Genomic DNA, 18,665 nt, shown 5'->3' with positions numbered 1-18,665 from the left:
AGAACTTGTTCGGCATTCGCCGTCGAGCGCTGGTTTGATCATGCCCCCCTCTCCCGACCAGCCGCTTCGTATCCTTCACGCCGTGCGCGCACCCGTCGGCGGCATTATCCGGCACATCCTCGATCTCGCCAACGGGCAGGTCGATCGCGGTCATCATGTCGGCATTCTCGCCGACAGTCTCACCGGCGGCGAGCGCGCCGACAAGGCGTTGGCCGAGCTCGCGCCGCGGCTGAAGCTCGGCGTGCATCGGCTGGCGATCCACCGCGAGCCTTCGCCGGCGGATTTTCTGGTGTGGCTTCGGATGCGGCGCCTGATCGCGCAACTCAAGCCCGACGTAACGCACGGCCACGGCGCCAAGGCCGGCGCTTTCGTGCGCATGCGGCGGCGTTCGGACAAGACCATTCGCATCTACACCCCGCACGGTGGCTCGCTGCACTACCCGCTCAACACTTTCAAAGGCGAGTTTTACGCGCGGCTCGAGCGGGCGCTGATGCATGCGACCGATCTGTTCCTGTTCGAGAGCGCCTTTGCCCGCGACACTTACCAGCGCATCGTCGGTACGCCCAAGGGCGTGGTGCATTGCGTCTTCAACGGCGTGACACCGGAAGAGTTCGAGCCCGTCGTCGTCGCGGAGGACGCCACCGACCTCGCCTATGTCGGCGAGTTCAGGCACATCAAGGGCGCCGACCTGCTGGTCGATGCGGTGGCGCGGCTGCATGCCGGCGGCAAGAAGGTCACGCTGACGCTCGGCGGCGACGGCGAAGAGACGGCCGCACTCAAGGCACAGGTCGAGAAGCTCGGCCTGACCGGATCGATCCGCTTCATCGGCCACGTCAAGGCGCGCTACGGTTTTTCCAAGGGGCGGCTCCTGGTCGTGCCATCGCGCGGCGATTCCATGCCCTATGTCGTGATCGAGGCGGGCGCGGCCGGAATCCCCATGATCGCGGCGCGCGTCGGCGGCATCCCCGAAATCTTTGGCGCGGAGAGCCCAGCCCTGTTCGCCGCCAGCAATCCCGATGCGATGGCCGAAGCCATCGCGACCGCGCTTGGAGACCCGCAAGCGACCGCACGACGAGCGGCGACGCTTCGCGAGCGGATATCGGCGCAGTTCTCCCAGCAGGCAATGGTCGACGGCGTGCTCGCGGGGTACCGCGCCGCATTTGCAAATCATTAACCATTCTTAAGACCGCTTTAGAGAATCTTCCGATTTGTCGGATAGCGATGAGCCCGGGGGATGCTCACCCGGGACGCCAAGCCGTGGCCCGGGGCTGTTGGAATGGACGGGACGCCCGTGGAACCGCTCAACGCACGCTCGATGCTCGATGCCGCGACCAGCGCCGCGGCCAACCCGGCTGAAACAGCTTTCGTCGAACGCCGCCGCCGGCTGACGCCGGCTGCGCTCGAAATCGTCAATCAGAAGGTCGCCCGCGCCTATTCGCCGATCGTGATCACCGGCATCGCGCGCGCTGCCGATTTCCTGCTGCTGAGCTTCATCGGCATCGTGGTCTATGCCGGCTATATCATACCGCTCGCCGGATTCCGCTGGGATTATCTCGCGGCGATCTTCGCCGTGGCCACTGCCGCGGTCGTCTGCTTCCAGGCCGCCGACATCTACCAAGTGCAGCTGTTCCGCGGACAGCTGCGGCAGATGACGCGGATGATCTCGTCCTGGGCCTTCGTCTTCCTGCTGTTCATTGGCGCGTCCTTCTTCGCCAAGCTCGGCGGCGAGGTGTCGCGGCTGTGGCTCGCCTCCTTCTTCTTTCTTGGACTGGCCGGGCTGGTCGGCGAGCGCCTCGTGCTGCGCGCGCTGGTGCGCAACTGGGCGCGTCAGGGCCGGCTCGATCGCCGCACCATCATCGTCGGCTCCGACCACAATGGCGAGCAGCTGGTGGAGGCGCTCAAGGCGCAGGAGGATTCCGACATCCACGTGCTCGGCGTGTTCGACGATCGCAACGACAGCCGTGCGCTCGACACCTGCGCCGGCGCGCCCAAGCTCGGCAAGGTCGACGACATCGTCGAGTTCGCCCGCCGCACCCGGGTCGATCTCGTGCTGTTCGCGCTGCCGATCTCGGCGGAGACGCGCATCCTCGAGATGCTGAAGAAGCTCTGGGTGCTGCCGGTCGACATCCGGCTGTCCGCGCACACCAACAAGCTGCGCTTCCGTCCCCGCTCCTATTCCTATCTCGGCACGGTGCCGACGCTCGACGTGTTCGAGGCGCCGATCACCGACTGGGATCTGGTGATGAAATGGCTGTTCGACCGTATCGTCGGCGGCCTCGCATTGCTGGCCGCGCTCCCCGTGATGGCGCTGGTCGCAGTGGCGGTGAAGCTCGACAGTCCCGGCCCCGTGCTGTTCCGCCAGAAGCGCTTCGGCTTCAACAACGAGCGCATCGACGTCTACAAGTTCCGCTCGATGTATCATCACCAGGCCGACCCGACGGCCTCGAAGGTCGTGACCAGGAACGATCCGCGCGTCACCCGCGTCGGCCGCTTCATTCGCAAGACCAGCCTGGACGAGCTGCCGCAGCTGTTCAACGTTATCTTCTCCGGCAATCTCTCCCTGGTCGGCCCGCGGCCGCACGCGGTGCAGGGCAAGCTGCAGAGCCGGCTGTTCGACGAGGCCGTCGACGGCTACTTCGCCCGCCACCGTGTCAAGCCCGGCATCACCGGCTGGGCCCAGGTCAATGGCTGGCGCGGCGAGATCGACAACGAGGAGAAGATCCAGAAGCGCGTCGAGTTCGACCTCTACTACATCGAGAACTGGTCAGTGCTGTTCGACCTGGTCATTCTCTTGAAAACGCCGATCGCTCTGCTGACCAAGAACGAGAACGCGTATTGAGTTGAGTTTCTCTGTCATGCGCCGGCTCGACCGGGCGATGACAGCGAGCGTGTGTGTGTACCAGTTTGCGTAAACGTGTGAGCGTGTAATGGCGTATGCGGCAACGACCGGGGACATGAGTGTAGCGGTTCGCGCTGCGCCCGGCGTGCTGGCCCTGCAGCGCGCGCTGGTGTGGCTGGTCGGCGCGTCCGGCGCGATCGTCTTCATCGAGCCGAGCCCCTACGAGATCGTGACGCTGCTCGCCACCGTCACCTTCTTCGCCACCGGCCTGCGGCTCAAGCTCGTGCTGATGCCGCTGCTGCTGGCATTGGTGCTGCTCAATGTCGGCTACACCATCAGCGCGATCCCGCTGCTCGATCAGTCCGAGGTCGCGAGCTGGATCGCGACCTCCTGGTACATGGCGGTGACCGTGGTGTTCTTCGCCATGGTCATGTCCGAGGACACGACAGCCCGGCTCGACATGCTGCGCCGCGGCCTCGTGATCGGCGCAATGGTCGCCGCGCTCTCGGCGGTCGCGGGCTATTTCAACCTCGTTCCCGGCGGCCACGACCTTCTGACCCTGTACGAGCGCGCCCGCGGCACGTTCAAGGATCCGAACGTGCTTGGCGCCTTCCTGATCCTGCCGGCGTTGTTCTCGCTCCAGAGTGTGGTCTCGGACAAGGTGGGCAAGGCATTCCGCAATCTCATTGCGTTCAGCGTCATGTCGCTGGCGATCCTGCTCGCCTTCTCCCGCGCCGCCTGGGGCGGACTGGTCCTGACCTCGGCCTTCATGCTGGCGCTGATGGTGCTGACCAGCCGCACCAACGCGCAGCGCTCGCGCATCATCATCATGGCGATCGTTGCCGTGGTGCTGGGCCTGGCGCTGATCGCGGTGCTGCTGTCATTCGACAGCATCGCCGAGATGTTCAAGCAGCGCGCGAGCTTCGACCAGAGTTATGACGAAGGCCGCTTCGGCCGGTTCGGCCGGCACATCCTCGGTGCCGAGATGGCGCTCGACCTGCCGTTCGGCATCGGCCCGCTACAATTTCACCGCTTCTTCCCCGAGGACACGCACAATTCCTACCTCAACGCCTTCATGTCCGGCGGCTGGCTGTCGGGCGTGTGCTATCCCGCGCTGGTCTTCACCACGGTGATGATGGGCTTCCGCCACATCTTCGTGCGGGTGCCGTGGCAGCGCGCTTATCTCGCGGTGTTCTCGGCCTTCGTCGGCACCGTCGGCGAAAGCTTCGTGATCGACACCGACCACTGGCGGCACTTCTGGATGATGCTGGGCGCGATGTGGGGCATGATCGCGGCCGCACAGGCCTACAAGACTAACGACGCTTCTTCAGCTTGAGATCGGGGCGCTTATCCGGAGGCGTATCGAGCAGGCCCTTCAGCGCCGCTGTCGCCGCAACCACGCCCTTGTAGCCCTCGTTGGCGAAGCGCAGCAGTAGCCGCAGCTCGTCGTCGGAATAGGCATTGAACACCTTCTCCATCGCCTGCTGCATCGGCACGTAGAGCCGGCCGATCTTCATGGCCGTCTCCGGCACCACGGCGATGAAGACCTTGCGGCGATCGGTCTCGTCGCGCTCGCGGCGCACCAAACCGGCCTTCTCGAGCCGGTCGACCACGCCGGTGATGGCGCCGGTCGTCAGCCCCGTGACTTCGGCGAGCCGGCCCGCGGTGACGCGGCCTTCCAGGTAGAGGATGTCCATGCATTCGAGGTCGGAATTGGCAATTCCGGCAACGTCCGCAACGGCCTGGCCATAGAGCACGCCTTGCGCGGACGACCGCCGCATCGCCTCCTCGAGCTCTTCCAACAACAACGCGCGCGCCTTCGCCCTTGACACGGCCGACCTCATATCTTACCGAATATATATCTTAGCCACTAAGATATTTAGCGACCGTGATTTCTCCTATCACCGCGGAAGCCCCCGGAGCAAGCCATGTCCCATCGTCCCCGCAAGGCCCTGATCATCGGCGCCGGCATCGCCGGGCCCGTCACCGCGATCCTGCTGCGCCGCGCCGGGATCGAATCCGCGATCTACGAAACCTGGCCCTACTCCAAGGGCATCGGCGGCGGCCTCCAGATCGCGCCAAACGGCATGCAGGTCATCGACGAGATCGGGCTCGCCGGCGAGCTCATCAGCCGCGGCTCGGTCGCGGAGTCCTTCAACTTCTATTCGCAGGAGGGCCGAAGGCTCGGCTCGATCAACCGCGACATGGCGCGGCGTTTCGGCCAGCCCGCGGTCAACGTCTGCCGCGCAACGCTGAACGAGATGCTGATCGACAAGGCCTGGTGCTCCTGCGTGTCGCTCTATTTCGAGAAGCGGCTGATCAAGGTCGAGGACCGCGGCGACCAGTCGATCATCGCCTATTTTGCCGACGGCACCACCGCCGAAGGTGACTTCCTGATCGGCGCGGACGGCGTGCACTCGGTGGCGCGGCGCCAGGTGGTGCCGGACGGGCCGCAGCCGTTCAACACCGGCTTAATCGGCTTCGGCGGTTTCGTTCCGCACTCGGTTCTTGACGGCAGGCCGGTCGGCCGCCACGTCGAAACCACGTTCGGTCAGAGCGGCTTCTTCGGCTACGGCTATTGCAGCCCCGATCCCAGCGACGGTGTGATGTGGTGGAGCACGCAGCCCGCCCACGGCATGGACGCCGCGATGTTCCGCGCGCTCGATGAGCGGACGCTGAAGCAGCATCTGCGCAGCTTCCACCATAGCTGGCACGATCCGATCCCCGCGATCATCGAGGCCGCCGAGACCATCGTGGTCACCGATACGCTCGACGTCGCCACGTTGCCGACCTGGTCGCGCAAGCGTTCGCTGCTGATTGGCGATGCCGCGCATGCGACCAGCCCCCACGCCGGCCAGGGCGCCTCGCTCGCGCTCGAGGATGCGATGCGGCTTGCCCGTCTGATGCAGGATGGCCAGGAGCTCAGCGCCACCTTCCAGGCCTTCGAGGCAGAGCGGCGCCCGCGCGCGGAAAAGATCGTCGCCTTGGCCCGCCGCAACGGCAACGGCAAGCGCGAATTCAGCGCCACCGGCGCCTGGGTGCGAAATCAGATGATGAAATGGCTGTTGCCGCTGGGCTCCAAGAGCATGGAGTTCATGTACGCGTACGACGCGCGGGCGGTGTAGCCGCCTCTCTCCCTCTCCCCGTTCTTACGGGGGAGAGGGCTGGGGTGAGGGGCTGCCTCGGCGGGAGCGCTGAGAGTTTGACTCGCTGAGGCTCCCCCTCACCCGGATTGCTGTGCCAATCCGGCCTCTCCCCGCAAGTGGCAGGGCAATCGCATATGGATTACACGAGGACCGCGCGGCTTGCTCGGCCTCTCCCGCTTGCGGGAGAGGCCGACGCGCCCCGGGCGATGCGAAGCATCGTCCCGCGCGCGGCGGGTGAGGGCTCTCACCACGCAGGACAATCTCCGCAATTCTCGACAATCCCGACGCGGACATACCCTCTCCCCCAACCCTCTCCCGCAAGCGGGAGAGGGGGCCGACTGCCGATGACGCTGCACCGTGCACGCATATGCGATTGCCCTGCCGCAAGCGGGGAGAGGCGAAGCCGGCAGCTAGATTCTCCACCTCGAACGTCAGTCCCGCATGCTCCTGCAGCCGCTTGATCAGCTTGTGCTGCATCGCTGCGCCCGGCGTCCAGAAGCCGGCCGGCACGTCCGTCACATCGCGCAACAGGCAGATCGCGCATTCGGAGATGATCTTCGCGGTCGACGCGTAGCCTGGATCGAGGTCTCCCTTGATCCCGGCTCGGACCTGGCGGCCGTCAGGAGCGACTGCAATATAGAGCAGATCGTAATGACCGTTTTCGCGCTCCTCCCTTGACGGCCCCTCGCCAGGCCTCAGCGCTTCGGGACCGGTCTTTTGGCCGTTGGCCGCCATGACAAGCTTGGCGTTGGCCTGCCCTTCGTCTCCCGCTCCCGTCAGCACCATCTCGTCGTAGACGAAGTCCCTGCCATAGGGAAATCCCATCAGCATGTTGGAGCGATGGACGTTGCGGGTGTTGACCGTCGCCATCGCGAACGGGGCGGACCAGGACTGCAGGTCTTCCTCGAACACAGGCTTGTTGCCGCGCGGCTGTTTCGGACCTTCGAATCCCGGCGTGAAGGCAAACGGATCTTTAAGGATCGACACCAGGCTGAGATCCTGCGCAACCGCCTCGAAGGTGACCCTTGCGCTTGCCGAAGTGCCGCCGGAAAACTTCCAGCTGAGGTCCCGCACACGGCCCTTGACGCGCGGCGCCGGCGCACCGAACACTCGCCTGGCCTCCTCTTGCACGAAGAACGTACCGAGCTCGAACGGCACCGAGTCGAAGCCGCAGGAGAACATGATGCGCGCGCCGCTCGCTTTTGCGGCCGTCTCATGCTTGTCGATCATCTGTTTCAGCCAGATCGGCTCGCCGCAGAGATCCATGTAGTCGGTCCCGGAGCCAACGCAGGCGGCGAGCAGGTCGGAGCCGTAGAGTTGGTACGGACCGACAGTGGTGACCACCACCTTCGCTTGATCGACCATCGCCTGCAACGACGCGGGATCGCTGACATCAGCCAGGATGAGCGGCGTATCAGCCGCCGTGCCTATCGCGTCGCGCACCGAGGCAAGCTTGTCTCTGCTTCGCCCGGCCATCGCCCATGTCAACGTCTTGTCGTCCTCTGATCGCGCAGCAAGATATTCGGCGACGAGCTGGCCGGTGAACCCGGTTGCACCGTAGAGGACGATATCGAATTTGGACGATGACAAAGGCGGCCCCGAGCTCACTTAGGCTTCGACTCCGAACGTCAGTCCCGCATGCTCCTGCAGCCGCTTGATCAGTTTGTGCTGCATCGCTGCGCCCGGCGTCCAGAAGCCGGCCGGGACGTCCGTCACATCGCGCAGCATGCACATCGCGCATTCTGAAATCATCTTCGAGGTCGAGCCGTAGCCGGGATCGCGATCGCCGGTGACGCCGGCGCGAACCTGACGGCCGTCGGGCGCGATCGCGACATAGAGCACGTCGAAGCGGCCGGTCTCGCGCTCTTCCTTCGACGGGCCCTCACCCGGCTTCGGCGCGCTCGGGCCGGTCTTCTCGGCGTTCGCCGCCATCACGCGCTTGGCGTTGGCCTCGCCCTTTTCGCCGGGACCGGTCAGGACCATCTCGTCGTAGACGAAGTCCTGGCCGTAGGGGAAACCCATCAGCATGTTGGAGCGGTGGACGTTGCGCGTGTTGATCAACGCCATCATGAACGGCGCGGCCCAGGATTGCAGATCCTCCTCAAAGGCCGCCCTGTTGCCCCTCGGCTGCTTCGGACCGGTGAACCCGGGCGTCAGCGCGAACGGATCATTCAGGATGGTGATGAGGCTGATGTCCTTTGCGACCGCGTCGAAGGTCGCCTTCGCGCTCGCCGCGGTGCCGCCCGAGAGCGTGCCGCGCATGTCGCGCACACGGCCTTTCACGCGCGCGGCCGGTGCGCCGAGCACGCGCTTGGCCTCTTCCTGCACGAAGAACGCGCCGAGCTCGAACGGCACGGAATCGAAACCGCAGGAGAACACGATGCGCGCGCCGCTCTCCTTCGCTTCAGCCTCGTACTTGTCGATCATCTGCCGCATCCAGATCGGCTCGCCGCAGAGATCGAAATAGTCCGTGCCGGTGGCGACGCAGGCAGCTAACAATTCCTCGCCATAGTGCTGATACGGACCGACGGTGGTGATCACCGACATGGTCTGCTCCGCCATCGCCCTGAGCGAGGCGGCGTCTGACGCATCCGCGACGATCAGCGGCGTATTGCCGGGCGCGCCGATCGCATCGCGGACCGATTTGAGCTTGCCGAGGCTCCGGCCTGCCATGGCCCATTTCGGCGCCATGTCGCCCTTGTAATGCTGCGTCAGATATTCGGCGACGAGCTGGCCGGTGAAGCCGGTCGCGCCGTAGACGACGATGTCGAATTTCGCAGAGCTCATGGTCGGCCTTTACTTCTTCGCGTAGCTCACGCCCATGCCGGCACGGACATCGCTTTGAATACCATAGGGTGGAATCGGATAGCGCAGGCCGTTTTTGGCCAGTGCCTTCATGCATTAGATCGCCTTGGCGAGGTGCTGGGGCTTCAGCGCCATCAGCATCTCCTCGTCCGGCACGCCGCCATAGCGCCGTTCGGCATAGCATGGCAAGGACAGGCTGGGCTCGCCGGTTTTGAGCGCCCGCCCCCACGAATCCGCGCAAGCCGTCTCGCCGACGACGCCCCATTCGAATTTCTTGTAGCCGGTATATTGCAGCCCGTTGATCAGGATGATCATCTGGCCGGGCGTGGCATAGACGAGGCAGATGTCGGGCGGATCGAGCCGGCCGCTCGCAAGCGGGCTCACCGCCAGCGCCTGGTATTGGCCGAACGGAACCACGTCCAGCGCCTCCTGGCGCTTGCGCGCGTCCTCCGCCGTGCCGTGCCAGACGCCGACATAGTTTTCACCGGCGAGCCACTTTTCGTCCTGCGGCGCGAGGCCAATCACGGCGCGGCACTGGTGGCCTACGAGATCGTCGGCGGTGATGCCGACGGTCCAGCCGAGCCGCGAAGCCATACTGACGATCTGGTCGGTGGTATGGACCGCGTTCGGCCGCCGGATTTTCGGGATCGCCTCCATCTCCGCGACGCGCGCGAACAGCTTCATGCCGATCACCGTCGTCTTCAGCCGCAACAGGCTGTTGAGATCGGTGACGAGGCCGGCAAGGTCGATCGTCTCGGCGCTCTGTTGCGGCATGGCGTTCCTCCGGGCCGGCGATCGCGCGCCGGTGCTGTTGTTGTTTTTCCAGTTCCGGTTCTAGTCCCTGGCTGGTCCGGGAAGCAACTCGCCGGTGCGGCCCATCAGGCGATAGGCCACAAGGCCGATCCATTCGCGCATGGCGACGTCGGTCCGGCCGAGCCCGTCCGCGCCGATATTGGTGAAGGCGAAAAGCTCGTCGCGTCCGCCCATCCGCCAGTCCACCGGATAGGCCTCGACGTCAAATCCGGCTTTGCGAAAAATTCCCATCGATCGCGGCATGTGGAACGCCGAAGTCACCAGAAGCCAGCGCTCGCCCGGCTTCGGCGCCACCAATTGTTTGGTGAAGATCGCGTTCTCGTAGGTGTTGCGCGAATTCCGTTCCAGGACCAGGCGCTCCTTCGGCACCCCCAGGTTTTCGAGGATCGGCGCAGAGTAGTCGGATTCCCGGGCATCGGTCGAAACCAGGTTCGCGTTGCCCCCGGTGAAGACGATGCGCGCATTGGGATAGCGGCGCGCGAGCTCGGCCAGTGCAAACAGGCGATCGGCCGCATGCGGGACGACGGGCGAGTGATGCGCCGCCGACAGGTCCGTGTCGACGGAGCCGCCGAGCACGATGATGCCATCCGGCGCACCGCGCGACGGATCCCATTGCGGAAAACGCGACTCGAGCGGATAGAGCAGGAGATTGCCAAGCGGAGAAAACGCGGCCAAGGCCAGCAAGATCAGCGTGGTCACGGCGAGCTTGCGACCCAACGCCGCAAAGCGCGTCACCATTAGAATGAGCGACACGAGGCCAAGCTCGACCAGCAGATTGATCGGCAGCAGCGCGGCACCGAGCGTCTTGGACAGGATGAAGAACAGGAGAACCTCGCTGAAATGATCGAGCCTATGACATGCGGGCTTGACCTGCCCGCCCGTCTTCGGAAATCTTCTTGAAGAGGATCGATTGCGGGGTCAAGCCCGGCCGTGACAAGTTCTCCTGCTGCCGTCAATGAAAACGACCGGACACCGCCAATGACCCATCACCACCTGCATGCAAGCCCCGACACCTGCCACTGGGGCTACTTCGAGGCCAGGCTCAAGCCGGTTCTGACCATCAAGAGCGGCGACGAGGTCACCATCGACACCATCAGCGGTGGCCCGGAGGTGGTGCCGGACCGCAGCCGGTTTCACGTTCCGCCCGAGTTGTTCGAGGTGCATGCGAAATCCGAACGGATGCTCCCGGGCCATATCCTCACCGGCCCGATCGCAATCGATGGCGCCGAACCCGGCGACGTGCTCGCGGTCGAGATTCTCGAGATCGAGCTCCGGCAGGATTGGGGCTACAATCTGATCAAGCCGCTTGCCGGCACCCTGCCCGACGATTTTCCCGACACGCGCCTGCTCAACATCCCGCTGGACCGGGCGCGGATGGTCGGCCGCATGCCGTGGGGCCTCGACCTGCCGTTGAAGCCGTTCTTCGGCGTGATGGGTGTGGCGCCGCCGCCGGCCTGGGGCCGCATCACCTCGCTGATTCCACGCGCGATGGGCGGCAATCTCGACAACAAGGAGCTCGGCGCGGGCGCGACGCTGTATCTGCCGGTGTTCGTGCCGGGGGCGATGTTCTCCTGCGGCGACGGCCACGGCGTGCAGGGCGACGGCGAAGTCTGCGTCACCGCGATCGAGACCGCGTTGCAGGGCCGCTTCCGGCTGACGCTGCGCAAGGATCTGCGGCTCGATTATCCGCGCGGTGAAACGCCGACCCACTACATGACCATGGCGATGGACCCCGACCTCGACCAGTGCGTGGTGCGGGCGTTGCGGGACATGATCGTACTGCTCGGCGAAAGGCGAAACCTGTCGCGCGAGGACGCCTACACGCTGTGCAGTCTCGCCGCCGATTTGCGGGTGACGCAGACCGTGAACGGCTCCAAGGGCATTCACTGCATGATCGAAAAGACCATCGTGCACAGCTAGCTCAGCCCCTCTCCCTTCTCCGCGTCCAGCTCCACCGCCGCACCGGATACCGGCGCGGCGCCCGACGTCGTGGACGTTTTCTCCAGCGATTCCAACAAGCTCAAGAATAGCCGCGATCGGGATTTGACTTCCGCTATCGAACCTAAATAGAGTCTTAATCGTTACTTTTCTGTACCCGCGTATGAGGCTAGCGTTCGGACATGGCCACCGAAAAAGCCGAGACTGACCGCATTCCCGTAACCTTGGCGCTCTCGACCATCACCTATCTGGAAAAACTGGTGAGACAGGGCACCCACGGCACCAGCGTTCCCGGCGTCGCACGGACTTTGATCGAGGAAGGCATCCGTCTCGCCATCAAGGACGGGCTTTTGTCGATCTGCGACAATGGCAGGACCTGAGCGCGCAGCGAGCGTGAAGCGGACGGATCTCGAGCGGCGGATGGCCGACATCTGCAACCTGGGACCGTTCAAATGCCTGTTCTTTCACCGACCTGGACCGACGAACGCATCGAACTTCTGAAGCAGCATTTCGAGGCCGGCCTGTCCTGCCGCGAGATCGCCGCCGATATCGGCGTCAGCCGCAACGCCGTGATCGGCAAGCTGTCCCGATTGAATCTCACGCGCGGCCGCTCCGTCGACGAGCGCAGGCTTCAGGACAGGAATTTTCCGCCGGCGCGCGCGAAGGCGGTGCCCCGCCTGCAGTTCGAAATGCTCGCCACGATCTACGGCGAAACCAGCGAGCCCGCGATCGACCGGCCGATCGACGACGCCAACCGCTGCTCGCTGCTGGAGCTCGGCGAAAACCGCTGCCGCTGGCCGATCTCGACGCCGGGTGCCGAAGATTTCTGCTTCTGCGGCAACGCTGCACCTGACGGGCAGTCCTATTGCGCCGGCCACAGCCGCCTCGCCTACCGGCCGAACTCCCGCGCGCGCGTCGCGCGCGGCTGAGGCCGGGTCATCTTGTCCCAAAATGAAAAACCTCCGGCGGGGCATCGCCGGAGGTTTCTGGAGGCTTAGCATCAGCCAAGAGCCGTGACTTTCGAAATCGGCTGAGAGCTATATAGCTTAGTAACTCAGCTAAGTAAATAAATTTGGTGGCGGTGGAATCGCATGGCTGTCTTCCTGTTTGCGTAGAAGCTTCTGCCATTCGAAAGCTCGCTTGCTTCGCAAAAAAACCCCGGCGGTTTCCCGCCGGGGTTCTCTGATCGATCCGCGAGACTCGATCTTAGAAGTTGCGCTGAGCGCGCAGCATCATGGTGACCGAGTTCTGGTCCTTCAGTTCATAGACAGCTGCCGGCTTGGCGGCGGCGGCAATGCCCGGGCTCGCGATCGTACCCGAATACTTCTGATCCAGATGCGAATAGCTCAGGTCTCCCGTGAAGGTCAGGTTCTTGACCGGGGTCCAGGCGACGTTGCCACCGATGGCTGCGAAGTTGAAGTCCGGGTTACAAGTCGAACCCGGGAGCGCGATCGCAGCGAAGTTGCCGCAAATCATCGCCTTGCCGGCATCGCCGTACTTCAACTGAGCATACGCACCGTAGATGCTGGTCGACCAGTAGGGGTTCCAGTTGTGGGTGTAGCCACCGCGCATGCCCCAGGTCTTGACGGTATCGATGCCGGTGCCGACGCCGAAGACACCGTCAGCAAGACCGGCGATACCGACGCTCTGGTAGGCCGTGCCGCTACCGCCGAACATGAAGAAGCTCTGCGGGAACAAGCTCTGGAAGTTGTAGCGAGTCGCGCCATCCGTGTAGACAGCCTGCAAGTTGATGCTGTCGCCAGCTCCGGTCGGGATGTTCTTGATCGACAACGCACCCTGAACCGCCCAGCCCCACTTGTCCTCGGGATGGCCACTGGGTTCGGTCGCGCCGTAGTAGGCGGCATGGAGCTCATGCGCGACAGCCGAGATCTGGGCCAGACCCCAGGCCTGATCGACGCGAACCTGGCCGATGATGTCAGGGGTACGCGTGCCGCCCCAATCGTTGGCACCATAGGTGCCCGTCACGAACGCAGCGCCAGCAGCAGCAGGCGTGGCGAACGTGGTGTTCCAGAGGTTCGACTGGCCACCATTCGCCGACGTCTCGTCCTGCAACGCGATCGAACCGGTGATGCCCTGGCCGAAGTCAGCCGTGTAGGCAACCTGGTTGACGCCGTTCACGTGGTTGCTGCCGCCCGGAAGCGTATCGGGACCGCCAGCGGGATAGCTCTGCCACGGAGCGTCGAACAACGAAACCGTGCGGCCGAAGGTGAAGCCGGCGAACTGGATGAACGCGTGGTAGAGGCCGAGCGAAGCCGAACCGGTGCCGAACGCCGACGGGGTGCTGCCGGTGACCGACGGAGTATCCCAGGTGAAGACCATATCGGCATAAGTGCGAACCACACCATACTCGGTCGCCGTGCGCGTATCGACGGTAAAGTCCATACGAGCGCGGGAATGATAGTAGTCGGTCAGACGGTTGTTCGCGCCTGCGGGCGTGCCTTGCTGGAAGCTATAATCGCCTGCGCCGCCGAGGATCATGTCGGCACGCACATAGCCGCCGAGCTTGATGCAAGTGTCGGTGCCTGGCATGTAGTAGAAACCCGCGCCGTACAGGGAGCAGATCCTCACATATTCGACGGCCTTGGCCTTCAACGGAAGATCAGCCGCCTGCGCTCCACCGACGGCGATCAGACCCGCCGCAGTGCCGAGCAAAACGCTCTTCACCATTCTCATTTTAAAACCTCCAAGTTGCTCATTTTACGGAGACCGGACCGTGAGGCCCCCCAGATCCCCGTCTCCTAAATCCGCTCGGCCGCTTCGCGCTTTCGGACACACCCGCCTGAGACGCGAGGGACGTGAGCGGACCACCTGCAACGGGACGATCGAGTACCCCCCACCGCCACGGATCAATATGCATGTGGCGTTCTTCTAATCAAAATACTTTATTAGATAAGCTTTCCGGTTTCAGTAACTCTGTGTCTGCAAGGCAACACACCCAGGGCTCGGCGAAAAAGCCTGTCCTGATCATCTTTGTAATTTCCATGAGACAATTACCCTGCTCTGCACTTGCGTCAGGGCAGAGTTGCGTGGACTATGGCTCGCGAACACCGGAAAGAAAGAAATTGGCCGACGGGAGTGACGCCGTGTCAGCGACGAGGAAAGAAGGGGCGCGTCTCCGCTCCGTCGGCAATCTCGATATCATCAGGCGATTCACCTGGGAGATATCGTCGATCAACATGTATCTGGAGGAGCTGCGTCAGTTCTGGGCAAGGACGCTCGGCATCAGCGGACCGCAATGGCTGATCCTGATGGCCATCTCCGATCTCGACAAGGACGATGGCGTCCCCGTCAACGTGGTCTCGAAGCTCCTCCACGTCGATCCCTCCTTCGTCACCACCCAATCCAAGCTGCTCGAGAAGAAGGGCCTGTTGCGGCGGCGGCCGTCGACCACCGATGCGCGGGTGGTGCGCCTATCGTTGCTCGACAAGACGCAGAAGCATATTGCGAGCCTCAACGAGCAGTACAAGACGATCCGTGAATTCGTCTTCCAGGAATTCGACGAGAACGAGCTGACCGAATTCACCACCAAGCTCGCGACGTTGAAGTCCCGGCTCGAAAAGGCCTGCGTCCGGATGTCGCTCGACTACTAGGACGCTCCGCTCAGGTTCCCCGGCCCGCGGCGCCGAGCTGCGATTCGAGCCAGTCGAAGATGTATTCGTTGGCAAGGCTCGGATTGTCCGCGTGGGCCTGCGCCGCGCCGGTCTCCGCTGCGGTGAACACCTTCAGCACGAGATCCGAACTGGCAAGGCCCGATTCCTGCACGATCTGACGCGCCCGGTCGGCCTCAAGCCAACCGTCCTCGCCAAGTGTGATCAGCACCGGACAGTCGACGCTGGAGGCCATCAGCAGCGAATGCGGCACCGGAACGATGCTGAGATCACGCATCGCGAAACGGCTGGCGAAGAAGGACCGCTCGTGCAGATCCCACAGGCCGCCATCGCACACGGCTGCAGCGAGCCGCGGCTCCTGCAACACCGCACGTGTGACAAATGAAGAGCCCCACCCGTCCGCCACGATCGCGACGCGATCAACATCGACGTCGCTGCGCGTCTCCAGATAATCCATCGCGCCGGCAATCGAGCTCTCGAGATCCCGGCGTTGCAACACCTGGTCGAGGTGATCGTCGCGCTGCTCGCCAAGCAGGTCGAGAGCGAGCATCGAAAGGCCGCGCTCGCGTGCATGCGGCGCAAGCTTGAACAGAAACTCTTCCTTGCGATGGCCGGGCTCGCCGATGCAGATCACGGTCGGAGCCCGCCCGTTGGCGGATGGCGCCGGCAGGAAGTAGCCCTGTAGCGAATGCCCTTCGACCCACGGCACCGTCACGACTTCGCCGGCCGGGTTGCGCGCCGCGAGGAAGCGGCGGGCGCAATCCTGCATCGCGAGCACCGCAACCCAGCGGCGCTCGTCGGCCGCATCGAGCGGCATCGCGGCCGCGCTGTAGTAGTTCATGGCGCGCAGCCAATTGCGCTGCGCGGTCGCCAAATGGCCCTCCGCGAACGCAGCCTCGGCGCGCTGCCGATTGGCCCGCGCCAGCTTCTTCCACTCGCGATGCCAGGACTGCTCGTCGCCGCGCTTCAGCTGCCGGGCGATCATCAGGCATTCGGCGATGGTGGCGCCGCCCTCCTGGGCCGCGGTGAGCAGCCGCGTGAATTCAGCGGAGATATCCTCTCTCTCCGGGCAGAGGGTCCAGTCGTCGGAGAGGCATGCGGGTATCATCGGGAGCTACGCTCGATCGTGGCGCTACCCCGATTCATTAAACTATTTTAATTCGCCGACCAAGCTGGCTTGCGCCGAATGAGACGCGTCCGAGATCACCATCTCTTGAACGCGTGAATGATTCCCACATCCATGACATTCCCTTGCGACATACGACGACGAATGCATGCGACCCGACGCCGCATAAATTAGTTGCGCGCCTCTTGTCATGATGAACGTCATACTTATATCGGCGCGCCATCGTTGACGGTCTCAGCCAAGCCGCCAGCCGACCTCCTGGGTAAAACTTTCGTAGAAGGCGCGGTCGTAGGCCTGCTCGGGCGTCGCACGCACGCGCTCGTCGAGCCGCTTGGCGTCCTCGCCGACCAGAATGCGCCATCGCTCCGCCTTCACGCCGTCGAGAATGATTTTCGCGGCTTGCGCAGCCGTAGTCGGTGCATCCTCGAGGAAACTGCGGGCGCGCTCGGCAAATACAGCCTGGATGTCTTCGTCCGACATTTTGTCAGCATCTGGCACGCCGGCCGCGACCATGCGGGTGCGGGTCAGCGCCACCTCGTCGGGGTTGAGACGTTCCGAACCATCGGCGCTCTGCACCTTGCGCGAGTTGGAGACGATCGAGGTGCCGATATGGCCTGGCATCACCACCGAGCATTTGACGTGCGGCGCGTGCAGGCGGAGATCGTTGATGAGCGCTTCGGTAAAACCCTTCACGGCGAACTTCGCAGAGCTATAGGCGGTGTGCGACTGGTTCATGCCGATCGAGGCCCAGAAGCCGTTGACACTCGCGGTATTGACGATATGGGCCTCGTCCGCCTTCACCAGCATCGGCAGGAATGTGCGCACGCCGAGATAGACCCCGCCCCAGCAGATGTTGAAGGTGCGCTCCCACTGCTCGCGCGTGTTGGTGAACAGGCTGCCGCCGCCGCCGATGCCGGCGTTGTTGAACAGCAGATGAATCCTGTCGGTCATCTGCTGGTCGGCAAGCTCGTCGCGGAAGCGCTTGAGATGATCCTCGATCGAGACATCGGCGACATGCGTGGTGACGCGCAGGCCCTGCGGCAGCTTCTCGGCCTCGCAGAGCCGCTTGGTCTCGGCCATCGCCGCCTCCGAGATGTCGCACATGGCGACATTGCAGCCCTCGGCCACGAGCTGCCGCGCGAGCTCCCGCCCCATTCCCGTGCCGCCACCGGTGACGACTGCGATCTTTCCTGCAAATTCCTTCATCGGGACTTCGGCCCCTCCCCTTGTCAGTTTGTTTTCTTCATCCTCGGCGCGCCGCGGCGACGGATCCAATGTAGCAGCGCCGCATCCGCAGGTAAAAGCGGATCGGCGCTGCCGGCTTCGGCGTCGATGATTTCAGTGTGCGGACTATTCGGCCGCTTCGACCCCCGCGCCGTTCAAGGCGCCGAGCGCCTGCAGCGCCTTGCGGGTCGCGGCCTGCTGCGCGGGCGAGGCTTCCGGCATCGGCGCGCGTGGATAGGTCCTGGGCAGGCCCTGGAGCATCTGCGCGTAACGCGTGCAAGCGGGCAGATTGTCGGCAATGATCGCGTTCCACAGCGTCAGCAGCTTCTTGTGCAGCTCGAGCGCGCGCGGGTGATCGCCCGCCTTCACCGCATCCCACAGCGCGACCGAGGCGTGCGGCGCCGCTGTCAGGATCGCGGCGATCGAGCCATGGGCGCCCAGCGTGTAGGACGGATACATCAGCGCATCGACCGCGCTGTAGATCAGCTTGTCCGGCGCCATCATCATGAGGTCGGCGAACAGCTTGAGGTCGCCTGCGCTCTGCTTGACGCCGACGACCAGCGGCACCTCGGTCATGATCCGTGTCAACAGCGCCGGCGACAAATACGACCACGGCACCACGTTGTAGATGATGATGGGCATGCCGGTCTCATCCGCCATGGCACGGAAATGCCTCACCATCGCCTCGTCATCCGGCTTGAACAGATAGTGCACCGGCGTGACCTGGAGGGCCGCGACATCCATGTCGCGCACGAGCTTGCCGCGGCGGATCGCATCGCGCGTGGAGTCGACGATGATGCCGGCGATCACGGGAATGCGTCCCTGCACCGCGTCCACCGTCGCGGCGATCAGGTCGCGATATTCCTCATGGTCGAGCGTGTGGCCCTCGCCGGTCGAACCGCCGGCCGCAACGCCATGGGCGCCGGCAGCGATCATCCAGTCGACCTGCGGCGCCAGGAGCTTGTGATCGATCTCGCCATCCTTCCGGAACGGCGTCGTCATCGGCGGGATCACGCCGGTCGGTCGTACCTTCATGCTCTGTCCTCGCGTTTCCAATACCCTGTGGCGGCCCCGCTCTTTTGACGGGCATCCGCATGCTTCCGAGCCTATCGGCTGCATGACGCCTGTGAAGGTCCTCCCGCGCG

The 18,665-nt window shown here is 64.1% G+C and carries 15 protein-coding genes and 2 pseudogenes; 8 read left to right on the top strand and 9 right to left on the bottom strand.

What is annotated here, in order from left to right:
- The first annotated feature begins 40 nt into the window (after positions 1-40).
- The 3 genes from AB8Z38_RS04720 to AB8Z38_RS04710 all read left to right on the top strand — a co-directional run bounded on the left by AB8Z38_RS04720 (position 41) and on the right by AB8Z38_RS04710 (position 4,175).
- A complete protein-coding gene (locus AB8Z38_RS04720) occupies positions 41-1,174 on the top strand; it encodes a glycosyltransferase family 4 protein (RefSeq protein WP_369723337.1) in 1,134 nt (377 codons plus the stop codon).
- 117 nt (positions 1,175-1,291) lie between these two features.
- A complete protein-coding gene (locus AB8Z38_RS04715) occupies positions 1,292-2,839 on the top strand; it encodes an undecaprenyl-phosphate glucose phosphotransferase (RefSeq protein WP_369723336.1) in 1,548 nt (515 codons plus the stop codon).
- Between the two features lie 88 nt (positions 2,840-2,927).
- Complete coding sequence (locus tag AB8Z38_RS04710) at positions 2,928-4,175, top strand: O-antigen ligase family protein (protein ID WP_369723335.1); 1,248 nt, start codon at positions 2,928-2,930, stop codon at positions 4,173-4,175.
- Here AB8Z38_RS04710 and AB8Z38_RS04705 read toward each other — a convergent pair.
- On the bottom strand, positions 4,153-4,620 hold the full coding sequence (locus AB8Z38_RS04705) for a MarR family winged helix-turn-helix transcriptional regulator (RefSeq protein WP_369726743.1): 468 nt from the start codon (positions 4,618-4,620) through the stop codon (positions 4,153-4,155). The two genes, AB8Z38_RS04710 and AB8Z38_RS04705, sit on opposite strands and share 23 nt — an antisense overlap.
- A gap of 147 nt (positions 4,621-4,767) precedes the next feature.
- Here AB8Z38_RS04705 and AB8Z38_RS04700 point away from each other — a divergent pair, with 147 nt between their 5' ends.
- Positions 4,768-5,964 (top strand): FAD-dependent monooxygenase, encoded by a 1,197-nt coding sequence (locus AB8Z38_RS04700; RefSeq protein ID WP_369723334.1) that lies wholly within the window; start codon positions 4,768-4,770, stop codon positions 5,962-5,964.
- 438 nt (positions 5,965-6,402) lie between these two features.
- Here AB8Z38_RS04700 and AB8Z38_RS04695 read toward each other — a convergent pair.
- The 4 genes and pseudogenes from AB8Z38_RS04695 to AB8Z38_RS04680 form a co-directional block, all read right to left on the bottom strand.
- Positions 6,403-7,575, bottom strand: a pseudogene (locus tag AB8Z38_RS04695) (trans-acting enoyl reductase family protein); the annotation flags it as partial.
- A gap of 18 nt (positions 7,576-7,593) precedes the next feature.
- Entirely contained in the window at positions 7,594-8,772 is a 1,179-nt protein-coding gene (locus tag AB8Z38_RS04690) for a trans-acting enoyl reductase family protein (protein WP_369723333.1), read from the bottom strand.
- 9 nt (positions 8,773-8,781) lie between these two features.
- A pseudogene (locus AB8Z38_RS04685) lies at positions 8,782-9,564 on the bottom strand (DUF169 domain-containing protein).
- 60 nt (positions 9,565-9,624) lie between these two features.
- A complete protein-coding gene (locus AB8Z38_RS04680; RefSeq protein WP_369726742.1) occupies positions 9,625-10,392 on the bottom strand; it encodes a YdcF family protein in 768 nt (255 codons plus the stop codon).
- A 189-nt stretch (positions 10,393-10,581) separates the two neighbouring features.
- On the opposite strand from AB8Z38_RS04680, the gene AB8Z38_RS04675 reads away from it, so the two are divergent.
- The 3 genes from AB8Z38_RS04675 (at position 10,582) to AB8Z38_RS04665 (ending at position 12,470) form a co-directional block, all read left to right on the top strand.
- Positions 10,582-11,523, top strand: a complete 942-nt coding sequence (locus AB8Z38_RS04675; protein ID WP_369723332.1) for an acetamidase/formamidase family protein — start codon at positions 10,582-10,584, stop codon at positions 11,521-11,523.
- 200 nt (positions 11,524-11,723) lie between these two features.
- On the top strand, positions 11,724-11,921 hold the full coding sequence (locus AB8Z38_RS04670; RefSeq protein ID WP_369723331.1) for a hypothetical protein: 198 nt from the start codon (positions 11,724-11,726) through the stop codon (positions 11,919-11,921).
- A gap of 72 nt (positions 11,922-11,993) precedes the next feature.
- The gene (locus tag AB8Z38_RS04665; protein ID WP_369723330.1) at positions 11,994-12,470 is read left to right on the top strand and encodes a GcrA family cell cycle regulator; all 477 of its coding nucleotides are present in this window, start codon (positions 11,994-11,996) and stop codon (positions 12,468-12,470) included.
- A gap of 277 nt (positions 12,471-12,747) precedes the next feature.
- Here AB8Z38_RS04665 and AB8Z38_RS04660 read toward each other — a convergent pair whose 3' ends face one another.
- Complete coding sequence (locus tag AB8Z38_RS04660) at positions 12,748-14,235, bottom strand: porin (protein WP_369723329.1); 1,488 nt, start codon at positions 14,233-14,235, stop codon at positions 12,748-12,750.
- 410 nt (positions 14,236-14,645) lie between these two features.
- Here AB8Z38_RS04660 and AB8Z38_RS04655 point away from each other — a divergent pair, with 410 nt between their 5' ends.
- Positions 14,646-15,152, top strand: coding sequence for a MarR family winged helix-turn-helix transcriptional regulator (locus AB8Z38_RS04655; protein WP_369723328.1), 507 nt, complete (start codon positions 14,646-14,648; stop codon positions 15,150-15,152).
- A gap of 10 nt (positions 15,153-15,162) precedes the next feature.
- On the opposite strand, the gene AB8Z38_RS04650 is transcribed toward AB8Z38_RS04655, so the two are convergent.
- The 3 genes from AB8Z38_RS04650 to AB8Z38_RS04640 all read right to left on the bottom strand — a co-directional run bounded on the left by AB8Z38_RS04650 (position 15,163) and on the right by AB8Z38_RS04640 (position 18,555).
- Complete coding sequence (locus tag AB8Z38_RS04650; RefSeq protein ID WP_369723327.1) at positions 15,163-16,278, bottom strand: alpha/beta hydrolase; 1,116 nt, start codon at positions 16,276-16,278, stop codon at positions 15,163-15,165.
- Between the two features lie 252 nt (positions 16,279-16,530).
- Positions 16,531-17,502 carry an SDR family NAD(P)-dependent oxidoreductase gene (locus tag AB8Z38_RS04645; RefSeq protein WP_369723326.1) on the bottom strand — a complete coding sequence of 324 codons (972 nt, stop codon included), beginning with the start codon at positions 17,500-17,502 and terminating at the stop codon, positions 16,531-16,533.
- A 144-nt stretch (positions 17,503-17,646) separates the two neighbouring features.
- Positions 17,647-18,555 carry a dihydrodipicolinate synthase family protein gene (locus AB8Z38_RS04640; RefSeq protein ID WP_369723325.1) on the bottom strand — a complete coding sequence of 303 codons (909 nt, stop codon included), beginning with the start codon at positions 18,553-18,555 and terminating at the stop codon, positions 17,647-17,649.
- Between the last annotated feature and the right edge of the window lie 110 nt (positions 18,556-18,665).

This window comes from Bradyrhizobium sp. LLZ17, from assembly GCF_041200145.1.
Lineage (GTDB): Bacteria > Pseudomonadota > Alphaproteobacteria > Rhizobiales > Xanthobacteraceae > Bradyrhizobium.
Note: the sequence above shows the minus strand (reverse complement) of the source record. Positions and strands in the feature narration are given on the sequence as shown.